This window comes from Nocardia sp. GP40 (assembly GCF_050434125.1).
Taxonomy (GTDB): domain Bacteria; phylum Actinomycetota; class Actinomycetes; order Mycobacteriales; family Mycobacteriaceae; genus Nocardia; species Nocardia albiluteola.
Map to the genome: position 1 here is coordinate 80337 of NZ_JBNPVW010000009.1, position 11836 is coordinate 92172.

12 protein-coding genes are annotated in these 11836 nt (G+C 65.8%); 3 read left to right on the forward strand and 9 right to left on the reverse strand.

Annotation, left to right across the window (positions count from 1 at the left end; all coding sequences use genetic code 11):
- Window positions 1-47: 47 nt before the first annotated feature.
- The 6 genes from ABH933_RS25840 to ABH933_RS25865 are packed head-to-tail and all read right to left on the reverse strand — an operon-like array spanning window position 48 to window position 4135.
- The gene (locus ABH933_RS25840; RefSeq protein ID WP_429455121.1) at window positions 48-641 is read right to left on the reverse strand and encodes a cyclase family protein; all 594 of its coding nucleotides are present in this window, start codon (window positions 639-641) and stop codon (window positions 48-50) included.
- Between the two features lie 5 nt (window positions 642-646).
- On the reverse strand, window positions 647-1000 hold the full coding sequence (gene frdD / locus ABH933_RS25845) for a fumarate reductase subunit FrdD (protein WP_429426300.1): 354 nt from the start codon (window positions 998-1000) through the stop codon (window positions 647-649).
- Window positions 997-1389, reverse strand: coding sequence for a fumarate reductase subunit C (locus ABH933_RS25850; protein WP_429426298.1), 393 nt, complete (start codon window positions 1387-1389; stop codon window positions 997-999). Before ABH933_RS25850 ends, frdD begins: the two co-directional genes overlap by 4 nt.
- A complete protein-coding gene (gene sdhB, locus ABH933_RS25855; protein WP_429426296.1) occupies window positions 1386-2129 on the reverse strand; it encodes a succinate dehydrogenase iron-sulfur subunit in 744 nt (247 codons plus the stop codon). The genes ABH933_RS25850 and sdhB overlap by 4 nt, the downstream gene beginning before the upstream one ends.
- A 5-nt stretch (window positions 2130-2134) precedes the next feature.
- The gene (gene frdA, locus ABH933_RS25860) at window positions 2135-3877 is read right to left on the reverse strand and encodes a fumarate reductase (quinol) flavoprotein subunit (RefSeq protein WP_429426294.1); all 1743 of its coding nucleotides are present in this window, start codon (window positions 3875-3877) and stop codon (window positions 2135-2137) included.
- Between the two features lie 24 nt (window positions 3878-3901).
- Window positions 3902-4135, reverse strand: a complete 234-nt coding sequence (locus tag ABH933_RS25865; protein ID WP_429426292.1) for a hypothetical protein — start codon at window positions 4133-4135, stop codon at window positions 3902-3904.
- A 245-nt stretch (window positions 4136-4380) separates the two neighbouring features.
- Here ABH933_RS25865 and ABH933_RS25870 point away from each other — a divergent pair, with 245 nt between their 5' ends.
- Window positions 4381-5802 carry a CHASE3 domain-containing protein gene (locus ABH933_RS25870; protein WP_429426290.1) on the forward strand — a complete coding sequence of 474 codons (1422 nt, stop codon included), beginning with the start codon at window positions 4381-4383 and terminating at the stop codon, window positions 5800-5802.
- Between the two features lie 28 nt (window positions 5803-5830).
- Here the strand turns inward: ABH933_RS25870 and ABH933_RS25875 are convergent, their stop codons facing one another.
- Both ABH933_RS25875 and ABH933_RS25880 read right to left on the reverse strand, forming a co-directional pair.
- Entirely contained in the window at window positions 5831-7318 is a 1488-nt protein-coding gene (locus tag ABH933_RS25875) for an FAD-binding oxidoreductase (RefSeq protein WP_429426288.1), read from the reverse strand.
- 257 nt (window positions 7319-7575) lie between these two features.
- On the reverse strand, window positions 7576-8235 hold the full coding sequence (locus tag ABH933_RS25880) for a TetR/AcrR family transcriptional regulator (RefSeq protein ID WP_429426286.1): 660 nt from the start codon (window positions 8233-8235) through the stop codon (window positions 7576-7578).
- Window positions 8236-8317: 82 nt separating this feature from the next.
- On the opposite strand from ABH933_RS25880, the gene ABH933_RS25885 reads away from it, so the two are divergent.
- Together ABH933_RS25885 and ABH933_RS25890 are read left to right on the forward strand one after the other, a co-directional pair.
- Window positions 8318-9289: a zinc-dependent alcohol dehydrogenase family protein gene (locus ABH933_RS25885; protein WP_429426284.1), complete on the forward strand. Its 972-nt coding sequence runs from the start codon at window positions 8318-8320 to the stop codon at window positions 9287-9289.
- Between the two features lie 586 nt (window positions 9290-9875).
- Entirely contained in the window at window positions 9876-10892 is a 1017-nt protein-coding gene (locus ABH933_RS25890; protein WP_429426282.1) for a helix-turn-helix domain-containing protein, read from the forward strand.
- Between the two features lie 218 nt (window positions 10893-11110).
- Here the strand turns inward: ABH933_RS25890 and ABH933_RS25895 are convergent, their stop codons facing one another.
- The gene (locus ABH933_RS25895) at window positions 11111-11563 is read right to left on the reverse strand and encodes an SRPBCC family protein (protein WP_429426280.1); all 453 of its coding nucleotides are present in this window, start codon (window positions 11561-11563) and stop codon (window positions 11111-11113) included.
- Window positions 11564-11836: the final 273 nt, after the last annotated feature.

Consider the following 11836-nt stretch of genomic DNA (forward strand, 5'->3'; position numbering starts at 1 on the left):
CAGGTAGGAGGCAATGCCGAAGTGGTCGGCCACAGGGGGAGCGGCTTTCAGCTGTGATCGGTCCAGGCGACAGCTCGCAACGGAAATGACCCCGTCCCACGCACTGGCGCTGGCAGTGCGACCAGCCTGGCACCGATGTCGGGAACCGCGTCCAGGTTCGTCATCTGCTCGATAATCGGAATTCCCGCGCCGAGCAGTGTGTGGTGGCACGGTCGTGTCGGCAGTGTCGTGTCGTCGATGTCGAGCGAATCGATTCCGACCAGCGCTACATTGGCGGCGACCAATGCATCCGCGACCTCGCCAACCAGGAACGGATGGTCAGGGCTCCGGTACGCCGGCCCACCCCACCGGGCCGACCATCCGGTGTGCACGAGCACCGCCTTGCCCCACAACCGCGCGGGATCGCCGAGCACGTCCGGCCCCACCACACGGGTCCCCACCGCGCGGATCATCACGATCGCCACGTTGAACAGCCGTTCCAGCGGCAACTCGGCGATGTCGGCGCCATCGGCGTGGAAAAGAAAAGGCGCGTCGATATACGTCCCGGTATTGCCGACCATATCCACACTGTCCGAGATCGGATGGGACAGCTCCACAACCGCCCTTCGGCCGCCTGGACACCCCAACCAGGTCACCATCATTCCGGTCAGACGCGCAGCAGGAAGTAAGCGGCGGCTCCCGAACCGATCACGGCGCCGCCGTAGCAGGCCAGGCTGATCAGCACGCTGAAACGCCTCAGCCGCAAGCCGTCGTAGAGCGTGTAACGGAAGCGGTGTGCCCAATGGAACAGAGCCAGCACACAGAGTGCGAAAAGGACCAGCCGGGTGACAGGATTGCGCAACACCGAGAGCAGGTATGCGTGGTCCGGCGCCGAAAGCCAGCCCAGCGGGAAGGCGAGGCCGAACAGGAACAGCACCACCGGTACGAGCAGCGCAGCGGCCATGCCGCCGACGCTGAACAGCAGCCACACCAACGGTTCCGGGGATTTCCGGTTCGTCATCGCAGCACCACCCACGCCACGATCGCCGTAAGCAGACCCCACAGCAGGTAGTTCAGCCCGACGATGACGACCGGTGCGACGCGCCGGCCCCGCACGCGCACCACGATCGCCTTGGGCGTGAGGTTGAACCAGGTGACCGTGTGCATGAGCACGAACAGCAGGGCGATCGTGTTCAGCGCGAGCACCCACGAGCCGGCGCTCCAGCTCAGAAACCGTTGGTACTCTTCGCTTCCGGAGCTGACCGCGTGGACCAGAAGCAGGAGGTACACCACGAACCAGGCGACGAACACGCTGCTGAGTTCGCGCAGGACGAAGATCAGGTACGAGCGGCGTCGCACCCACCAGAACGTGGAGACCGGCTTTCGGTACAACCGGGGTGTCGTGGTCATCGTGCCCGCCAGGGCATGAGGAAGTCTCGGAGCGCTTGCGTGGCCGCGGTCAGCTTGTAGCGTTGGATCGCGCCGGCCGGGTCGACCCCCTTGGGGCAGGCGGTGGTGCACTCGCCGACAAAGGTGCAGGACCATACACCGTCGGCGGACGCGAGAACGTCCCGCCGATCGGCGGCTCCCTCATCGCGCGAGTCGAGGTTGTAGCGTTGGGCCAGCGCGATCGCCGCCGGACCCAGGAACTCGGGCTCGAGCGCGTAGACGGGGCAGGCCGAGTAGCAGAGCATGCAGTTGATGCACATGCTGTACTTCTGGTAGTCGTCCATTTCGGATGGTGTTTGGAGGTACTCGCCGTCTTCGAGTGGGCGGTGTTCCTCCCTGATCAGCCATGGCTTGACCTCGGTCAGCTTGTGCATGAAGTCGCTGATCTCGATGACGAGATCCCGAATCACCGGGAAGTTGCGCAACGGTTCGACCCGCACCGGCCCCGGCGCGTAGTCGGTCAGGAAGGTGGCGCAGCTCAGTTGTGGGTCGCCATTGACGGTCATGCCGCAGCTACCGCAGATGCCCATCCGGCAGGACCACCGGTACGACACCGTTCCGTCGAGGTAGTCCTTGATGTGGTTGAGGCCGTCGAGCACTGTCCATTCCTTGCGCAGCGGAACCTCGTACGACTGCAGTACCGGTGCGGCCTCTCGGTCCGGTCGGTAGCGCGCGACCTGCATGGTTATCCGGTCTTCCATTGCCATCACCTCCCGTATACGCGTTCGCCGGGTGGCCAGCGAGTAATCGTCACCGGGAGGTGCGAAACGCGGCCCGAGCCGTCCGGCTGCCGATGAATCACCGAATGGGCCAGGAATCGCTCGTCGTTCCTGGTGGGGAAATCGGTCCGCTGGTGCGCGCCCCGGGATTCCTCTCGCGCCAGCGCGCAGGCGATGATGCATTCCGCCACGTCGAGCATGCACGACAGTTCCAGCGCCGCAACCAGTTCGGTGTTGAACGCCCGGCTGCGGTCATCGAGGCGGGCGTTGCCGAACCGATCGCGAAGCCGGCGCAACGTATCGGCCGCCTCGGCAAGGGAGTCGCCATCCCGGTAGATCCCGGCACTGGTCTCCATCGTCTGCTGCATCTCGGTGCGGATGTCCGCGATGCGTTCGGAGCCCTCGGCGTGGCGCGTGAGGTCCCGTTCCAGCCGGTCCTGTTCGGCACGGCCGAGCGCTGCGGCTGCCGGCGTCGGGCCGGCCGTAGCCGAGCTCGCGTACTCGGCGGCGGCACGACCGGCTCGCGCACCGAAGACCAGGCACTCGGGAAGGGAGTTCGACCCGAGCCGGTTGGCGCCGTTGATGCTGACACAGGCGACCTCTCCGGCGGCGTACAGCCCCTCCAGGGGTGTCGCGCCATGGATGTCGGTATGAACGCCGCCCATCATGTAGTGGACGACGGGGCGTACCGGGATCAGCTCCCGGACCGGGTCGATGTTCTGGTACTTCAAGCACAGCTCGCGCACGAACGGCAGCTTGGTGTCGACGAGATCCGCACCGAGGTGGCGTATGTCGAGGTGGACGACGTGTCCGTACGGTGTGTCGATGGTCCGGCCCTTGGCCAGTTCATGGACGAAGGCCTGCGACAGTCGGTCGCGTGGCCCGAGTTCCATGCTTCGCATCACCGGCTGCGGTGATGGCGTCCCGAGGTCGTAATCCTGCAGGTAGCGGTAGCCGTCCTTGTTGAGCAGCCAGCCGCCCTCCGCGCGCGTTGCCTCGGTGATCAAGATGCCGGTGAACGGAAGGCCGGTCGGGTGGTATTGGACGAACTCCATGTCCTTGAGCGGCGCGCCCGCCCGATAGGCCAACGCCATACCGTCGCCGGTCTTGATATTGGCGTTGGTGGTGAACGGGTACACGCGGCCGCAGCCACCGGTACACACGATGACAGCGCTGGCGAGAATCGTTTCGACGCGTCCGGTGGCCAGTTCTATGGCCACGACACCGCACACCTTGCCGTCGTCGACGAGCAATGTTGTGGCGAACCACTCGTCGTATCGGACGATGCCCTGATAGGACAGTGCGGTCTGGAACAGGGTGTGCAGCAAGTGAAAACCGGTTTTGTCGGCTGCGAACCAGGTGCGGTTGTTCGTCATGCCGCCGAATGCCCGTACCGCGATGTGCCCGTCCGGCCGGCGGCTCCATGGGCAGCCCCAATGCTCCAGCTGGAGCAACTCCCGGGGTGCTTCCTCCACGAAGGTTTCGACAGCGTCTTGGTCGCAGAGCCAATCGCTGCCGGAGACCGTGTCGTACGCATGGTCTTCCAAGCTGTCGCCGGGACCGGCGACTCCCGCGGCGCCACCCTCGGCGGAGACGGTATGGCTGCGCATCGGATAGACCTTGGACACGATGGCGATACTCAGCTGCGGGTTGTGTTCCGCGATGGCGATGGCCGCGCGCAGACCCGCGCCGCCCCCACCAACGATCACGACGTCGTGAAAAACGGTCATGTGGCACCACCCGGGCGTCGTCTGTCAGACCTCGAAATCGGCGCTGTGCTCGTCCATCAGGACCTTGCCGTCATGGCGGATGATTCTGATCCGAACGCTGCCGTCGTGGAATTCGTGCCGAATCCGGCGGCAGCCACAGTCGTAACGCAGATCGTCGATAACCAGGCCCGCTTCGTCGTCTTCGCGGTGGCGAGCCCCGCCCCTCAGTCTCCCGCACGGGGCGCGTTCCTTGCTGAACTGCTCGGTGGCGCTAAGCATCTCCACCTCCCGGCGAACCGATGGCACACCTTACTGGCAGGTAGGCACATAAGCGTACGCGCATTGCGCCGCGGTCGCAGGAGGCGTTCTGCCCTGCCTGACGCTCCCAACATGCACCCGAGGCAGTCTGTGTTGCTTGGCGATCCGGCTCATTGGAGAATCGAGGAGACACGATCGAACTCGGTGTGTTGCGGGTGCCGGTTGGTTTCTGCTGCGATCGGCGGTGATGGGTCTTGTTGGCTCGGATGTCGATACGACGCGTATTTTCGGCGATCATTGTCGCGATCGCGCTGCTCTTCGGGGTGTCGGCCGCGTCGGCCGTAGTGAGCAGGGTGGTAGTCGGGCGGTCGGTGAATGATTTGAATAACCGAGTTTTCGTGGCGCAACGGTCCGCCTCGGCGTTGCTGCGAGCCTATGTGGATCAGGAGACGGGCCAGCGTGGGTTCCTGCTGACCGGTGACCCGGTGTTTCTCGAGCCCTATACCGAGGGGCGCGCCCAGGCCGCACAGGCGCAGACTCGGTTACAGCAAGTTCTCGCCGGCGACGCGCAAGCCATGACCGCGCTCGACGCTGTATCGGCAGCCGCGAATGCCTGGGAAACGACGGCGGCCCAACCGGAAATCGCCGCTCGAATGGCCGGCCCGGTGCCTGGCGAGCAAATCGAATCATTGGGCCTCCTCGGCAAAGGCCTGTTCGATGCGCTTCGCAACAAAGCTGCCCAGCTTCAGTCTCGAACAGACGAAATGGCCGCACGTCAACTTCAACGGGTGTCCGCTGCGCAGCATGTCGCCAGGGTCGCGACCTTCATCTCGGTCGGGCTCCTGCTGCTGATCGTGGTGACGGCCCTTACGGTGCTGCCGCGACTGTTGAACAGGCCCGTCACCCGTCTGCTCAGACAAGTACGGGCAGTATCGGAAGGGAACTACGCCGTCGAGATCGAGCGGAACGGGCCGGTCGAGATCGCCACCATCGCCGACGCCGTCAACCACATGCGCGCCAGCATCCTCGCGAGCATTGATGACCGGCTGGCAGCCGAGAATGCGCTGACCCGGCACGACGAGCAAGCACGGATGGCCGCCGATCTGCACGACCGCACGATCAACCGAGTGTTCGGGCTCGGGCTCTTGCTCACTTCGGCAGCGAACCGGCATCCCCGTGTGAGATCGACGTTGAAGCCACTGATTGCCGAGACCGACGAAATTATCAGCGAATTGCGTAAGGTTATCTTCGATTTGAGCCATACCGACAATCCCGGCGCCCATGCCGAGCGTGGCTTGTCGGCCACGGTGATCAGGGTCGTCGAAAACATCTTCGACGGCACCGACACCGTGCCCGCGCTGGAATTCAGGGGCGCGGTCGACGGATCCGCCATCGAGCCTGGACTGCGACTCGCCGTGGTCGAGTTCCTGCACACGGCACTGGGCCCGATGGTTCCCGTCGTGAACCCTGCCGACCTGACCGTTCGGTTGGTCGCCACAGACGACGCACTGTGTCTACAGGTTGCGATCCGCAGCGATCACGCTGACGCCGACCAGGCTGAAAACCTCGACCGGCTCTCTGCTCTCATTGCGCGGTTGGGCGGCACGCTGAGCGCCGTCACCGACGAATCCGAGACGACCATCGCGTGGACCGTCCCCGCCGGCATGCAGCCACTGGTTGGTGATTGATGGTTCAACGCTCGAGACCGACTGTCGATCAGTGTGATGCGGGCGGGATGCTCTGCTCGTACCGGAAGACGTTGTGGGGGTCGTACTTCGCCTTGATCCTGCGCAGGCGCTCGAAGTGCGGTCTGCCCCAATAGGCGGTCTCCCACTCTTGCATTCCGACGTTCGGCACGTTGACGTAGGCGCCGTCCACATACGGCCGCAGCGCCTGACTGAACTCGGCGATCCAGCCCTGGGCCTGCGAGGTCAGCGGGTCGCTGACGCCCGGTTGTGGTGAACGAGTCCCCCAGGCCGCGCCGATCTCGCCGTAGAAAAGCGCGTCGCGATGCACGAACGCCGTGCCGCCGCGCGGCTCCCTGCCGATCGCCCCACCGAAGGCATCGACGAAGTAGTTGCTCTCCTGCGAGGGAGCGTTTCGCATGAAGGAACCGATCACGTCGATCGCCTCCTTCGGAAACCGCTCTTTGACGAACTGCGAGAAGAACTTCCAGTTCGCGGGCTCCTGCGCGAGCGGGACCTGGGATCCGGCAAAGATATCGCCCCAGTTACCGACCTGCACCGTGACGTCGGGCGTGCCGACCGACAGGATCGGAGCCAGCATCTGCCTGGCCTGCGCCTCTGCCCCCTCCACAAGCCACGCGGACAGCTGCATCTCGGACTTGTGGATCTCGAACTCGGATCCCAGACGGCTGTCGGCAGACGGCACCGTACGCTGCCATGCCTCGAAGACCCCGGACAGGTCCCCGAGTCCACTCCACGTCGCCTGCACGTTGGCCAGCCGTGTGAGCGGATGCACCTTGTAGGTGAGTTGCGTGACGATCCCGAAGTTGCCGTTTCCCGCGCCGCGAAGCGCCCAGAGCAGGTCCGAGTGGTGCTGCGCGTCAACGTTGATCACCTCGGCGCAGTCGTGACCCGACGGGACGACGACCTCGACCGCCATCAGACTGTCGCAGGCCATGCCGAGCCAGCGGTTGAGAGGCCCGAGGCCACCACCGAGCGTCGCACCGCACACACTGACGCTGCCCTCGCTTCCGGTTGTGACCGCGAGGTTCTGCTTCGCGAGCGTCGTCACCGCCTCCAGCTGGTTCAGCCCGGCGCCGATCGTTGCGTTACCAGCGCCGGGGTCGATCTTGACCGACTTCAGCTCGCTGACGTCGATCACGATGCCGTTGTCCACGTTCGACCAGCCCTCGAGGGCGTGGCGGCCGCTGCGCACCCGCAACGCGACGTCGTGCTGCCGCGCCCACGTGAGAGCGTTCACCACGTCCCGGGTTTCCTGCGCGAAGACGATGACCAGCGGATAATGCGAAAAGAGCTGGTCCCAGCCGAGTCGCGCGTCCGTGTACGACACGTCACCGGGGCGGACGATGTGACCGGTCAGCGTCGCGGGCGGGCATCCCGGCGCGTTCGCTTCGGCAATATCCGGAGTGTCTGCGGCTGTAAGGCCCGAAACAACGACTGCTCCGACACCGACGGCCGCCGACGATCTGAGCAGGTCACGACGAGAAAGATCGCTCATGTCCGGGTCCTCTCGATCGGGCTACGCCAGTACCCGGCCGCTGAGGAAACAATTACCCGTCAACCGCCGGGCAGTCCTTCGTGGTCTTCCCGAATGGCAACGGGGTCACGTGGCGGTGTGTCCCGACACATCAATCGAGGACGATCACGACCGCCCAAAGCGTAACTCAGCTCCGAACGCCTACCGGCCCGATTTGAATTTCTTATCCATCGGCCGTCAGGGTGTTCGGGTGGCGGAGCGTTCGGCCCATCCCCCGGTCACCGAGCATTTGGCCGGTTCGATTTGGGTCGGCGCGCCGACACTGTGGGCATCAAACGGGGTAGGGGTGGCAGCGGCGCGGCCCCGGGGGAGGCATGGAACGCTTGGATCATGAGGGCGGCGAAGCGCCGGGAGGCCGCGAGGCGTGCTGCCGGCGTGGTCGCGTGGATGCCGTTGTTGGCCATGATCATGAGGATGAGGTCGTCGAGCATTAGATCAGGGCGCAGGTGCCCGGTGTCCTTGGCGCGGCGGATCAGTTCGGCGGCGGCGGTCAGCGAGGATGTGCGGATGGCGGCGAAATCCAGCGCGTTGGGGTAGGTGGACATGAAGGCCGCGGTGAAGCCGTGGTCGCGCGCTTGCAGCTCGCAGAGCTTCTCGATCGTGAGGCAGAAGCCGCGCCAGGGATCGGGGTCGGCGAGCCCGTCGTCCACGAGGGACCGACAGGCCAGCATCTGATCGGTGAACGCCTCCGCGACCAGCATCTCCTTGGTCGGGAAATGGCGGTAGAGGGTCGCGGGCCCGACCCCGGCACGCCGGGCGATCTCCCGCATCGGCACGTCCAGGCCCGCACTGACGAATACCGTGCGAGCCGCCTCGAGGATGCGTTCGCGATTGTCACGCGCGTCCGAACGCAGTGCGTGAGGCAAATGAGCAGTCACCGCTCTCACTTTAGCTAAACGGACGGGGGCGTCCGTTAGGTTCCGATGGTTGGTTCCGATCGAGGTGAATATGGAGAAACCGGTGAAAGCAGTGATGGTCCAGGCGTTCGGAGGTCCCGAGGTGCTCGCGGTGGCCGACCTATCCGACCCGAATCCGGCCGCCGGGCAGGTGTCGATCACGACCGAGGCGATCGGCGTCGGCGGTATCGACGCTCTTATCCGAAGCGGCGCGCTGGCCGCGTACGGCGCCACACCCGGTCGCATCCTCGGCAGCGAGGTCGCGGGGACCGTGACCGAGGTCGGGGAGGGCGTCGACACCACCTGGGTCGGCCGGCGCGTGTGGGCGCTCACCGGTGAGAGCGGCGGCTATGCCGAACAGGCCGTCGCACCGGCCGAGACGCTCGTCCCTCTCCCGGCGGACCTGTCGGCCGTCGACGCAGTGACGCTCGGCAGCTCGGCAATGGTGGCCCACTTTGCCCTGCGCCATGCCCACTTCGCTCGCGGTGAGTCGGTGCTGGTGCGTGGCGCGGCCGGCGGCATCGGGGTCATGGCGGTCCAGATCGCAGCCCGTGGCGGTGCCGGTGCGGTGGCGGTCACGACATCCTCGGCCGAACGTGGCGATCGCCTGCGCGAGCTGGGCGCGACGCATGTGCTGGACCGGCTCGGCCGGGGTGCGCCGGATGCTCCTGCGAGCTACGACGTCATCCTCGACATCGTCGCCGGTGCGGATCTGCCTTCATTCTTCGCCAGGCTCGAGCCGAACGGTCGCATGGTGGCTGTCGGCGCGATGGCAGGCATGCCGCCAACGGACTTCGGCATGGAGATGGTCGCGGCGTTCCGGAAGTCGATGTCGTTCGCCACCTTCAGCGCCGACACCGTGCCCCCACTCGAGCGACGGGCCGCGACCGCCGAACTGTTCACTGCCGCCAGTCGTGGCGAGCTGAAAGTCGTTGTGCACGAAACACTTCACTTGGAACAGGCGGTTTTGGCCCACCGGAAAATGGAAGCAGGCGAGGTATTCGGCAGGATCGCACTCACACCGTCGCGAAACTAGACCACATCGCTCGCGATGAAGCCGACGGCACGCGATGTGGCCGGCGTGACTGTCGGCGCGCGGCCCCCGACTCGTGGCGCGAGTGTTCTATCCGGATGGCGCTGTGGTTCACGCGCCCGTGGTGCGGTTGTTCCTAGGCTCGACGCGAGTCCGATCGGTCGGTTGTGGCGTTGGCAGCCGAGGACCGGCAATCATCATGCGAGATAGGGAGTTTCCATGAATTGGTCTACTGTTCGCCGGAACCTGTGTGCCGCGGGGTTCGCCGGGATGGCCGTGCACTGGCCACCGCCCAGGCGATATCGCTCATTCCGATCGTCCATGCGGACAACGCCGGTGACCCGAACACGGGGCAGAGCGGTCCGGGCAACCCGGGAACGCCGGGGGCCGGTCCGGGTAACCCGGGTACGCCCGGAACTTAATCGTCAACGGCCACAGCTCATTTACAGCATCGACGGCACGCCCCCTGCAGCGGAGCGGTAGCCCTTTTATCACGACACTGATCACCGGTCGGCCTGCCGCCTTCCTATGACTCGAAGGCGATGGCATTTCGATGGAAGATCAGTGTCATGGAGGAAGGGGGAAGGTCATGACGGAGCCGGAGAAGTCCGGACCCGGCCCGACGTTCGTCGGGAAGGCGGCACCCGCGCCCGGCCGGGCGGCAGAAGGCTTCGGCAGCTTCTGGCGCGGGTGGGAAGCGCAGCTGGGCCGCAAGCAGCCGCCGCGCCTGTTCACCCCGGGCGGCGGCGGTGGTGGTGACTTCCGGCTCGATGTCCGCGCCGTCACCGCACACGACATCGTGATCGCTGATGTCCGCAGTGAGTCGGCCACCGGCACGCATGCCAGTCCGTCCGGCGACGGCGACGGCCAGGTGATGCTGATGCATGTGATCAAGCAGAACTCCTGGCGGTTCGCCCGGCCGGACGAGGGCGACTATCGCGTTCCCGCAGGGAATTTCATGCTGCAGCGCAACGGCCCGCCGACGTTCGAGGACGCGCGGCATACCGCGGCGTCGGTCCTGATCGTGCCCGCATCGCCGCTGGACCGTCTGGTCCAGGACAAGCTGATCACCGGACCGGCCTCCACGGCCGAGATGCGGTTGCTCCTGGGCCACATGCATTTGGTGGAGCAGGCCGCCCCGGATCTCACGCCGGCCGGTGCACTGGCGGCCCGCAACTCTCTGCTCGAGCTCCTGGCCGGGGTGCTGCGGCAGCAGGCGGACAGCACCGAGCCCACGTTCGGCCCCGCGCTGGCGCAGGCGGCGAAGGACCTCGCGGACCGCCTGCTCGCCGACCCGGAGCTGTCGCCGTCGATGCTGGCCGGCGAGCTCAGTGTCTCCCTGCGCACGCTCCAACGGGCATTCGCCGCGGCAGAGGACAGCGTCGCGGGATACATTCGCCGCCGCAGGCTGGAGCAGGCCCGGCTCGAACTCCTCAGTGCCACAGGGCGTCCGAGCAACACGGAGCTGGCCGCCCACTGGCAGTTTGCCGACAGCAGCCATTTCGTCCGTGCCTTCAAGGGCCGATACGGTTGCACCCCAACCGAGTTCGCCCGGGCAGCGGCCAACGGTGATACCGACCTGGTCGTCGGGAGCGCTCGCAACTGACGACTTTTTGACGCAAATGTTCCATCGAGATGCCGCCCTGATTCACCTAGTGGCGCTGCCGAACTTCCTAAGCTTCCATGTGATACCTCGATCTGCGGTTGCGCGCGAGGTGTACGCGAGTGACCAGATGACGCTGCAAGGGCATGCGCGATGCCGCAACCAAGATGGACACCATGGATTTCCGGAAGGAGTAGTCTGCGCTGGCGCTGGGAGGGGAGTCAGCGCCGGACGAAGCGCGCCAGCGCGGCCAGCGTCTGCTCCATCGTCTGCCGGTTGCGCACCGAGCGGCGCCCGAAGCCGGTGGTGACCACCGAGGTAATCTTGTAGAACAGGTCGCGCCGGTCGGCGAATCGCTCGATGACCTCGCACCCACCCGGTTGCGCGGTGATCTCGAATTCCCAGGCCGACACCGGCCGGCCGGCGGCGTGGACGGCGAAGGCGAAGCGCTTTGCGGGGTCGGCCGCCGTCACCGTGCAGATCGTGCTCCACTTGATCCACGGACGCCGATTGTCGCCCCGGAACGTCGATCCCACGGCGCCGGGTTCGCCGGTGAGCCACTCGCCGCCCGCCGACTCCGGACTCCACTCGCCCATCCGGGTCACGTCGGCGATCAGTTCGTACACGGTCTCCGGGTCGGCGGCCATCACGTGCCGGACCTCGACTGTCGTCATGAAAACCTACCTCGCGCCTCGCCCGGAAGCCCTCGCGCGACCGGAATTCTCTTGCTTCACAGTCATTCTCGCCCGTCCGGCAGCGTACGACACCGCTCGTTCGGCTACTGTCCTACGGTACGTAGGTGAGTACGTATGCGCTTGAACCACAGCGCCACACGGACAGGACATTTGCGCCGAAGCCGATCGGGTTGTGGCAGTGGGCAACAGCGCGAGCGGCCTCGGGTTGTCCGGTGCTGGACCGATTTTCAGTGACGATAGGTTATAACCGCA

Coding starts and splice junctions, on each gene's coding strand:
- ABH933_RS25840 (WP_429455121.1), bottom strand. CDS start 641: ATGATGGTGACCTGGTTGGGGTGTCCAGGCGGCCGAAGGGCGGTTGTG.
- frdD (WP_429426300.1), bottom strand. CDS start 1,000: ATGACGAACCGGAAATCCCCGGAACCGTTGGTGTGGCTGCTGTTCAGC.
- ABH933_RS25850 (WP_429426298.1), bottom strand. CDS start 1,389: ATGACCACGACACCCCGGTTGTACCGAAAGCCGGTCTCCACGTTCTGG.
- sdhB (WP_429426296.1), bottom strand. CDS start 2,129: ATGGAAGACCGGATAACCATGCAGGTCGCGCGCTACCGACCGGACCGA.
- frdA (WP_429426294.1), bottom strand. CDS start 3,877: ATGACCGTTTTTCACGACGTCGTGATCGTTGGTGGGGGCGGCGCGGGT.
- ABH933_RS25865 (WP_429426292.1), bottom strand. CDS start 4,135: ATGCTTAGCGCCACCGAGCAGTTCAGCAAGGAACGCGCCCCGTGCGGG.
- ABH933_RS25870 (WP_429426290.1), top strand. CDS start 4,381: ATGTCGATACGACGCGTATTTTCGGCGATCATTGTCGCGATCGCGCTG.
- ABH933_RS25875 (WP_429426288.1), bottom strand. CDS start 7,318: ATGAGCGATCTTTCTCGTCGTGACCTGCTCAGATCGTCGGCGGCCGTC.
- ABH933_RS25890 (WP_429426282.1), top strand. CDS start 9,876: ATGACGGAGCCGGAGAAGTCCGGACCCGGCCCGACGTTCGTCGGGAAG.
- ABH933_RS25895 (WP_429426280.1), bottom strand. CDS start 11,563: ATGACGACAGTCGAGGTCCGGCACGTGATGGCCGCCGACCCGGAGACC.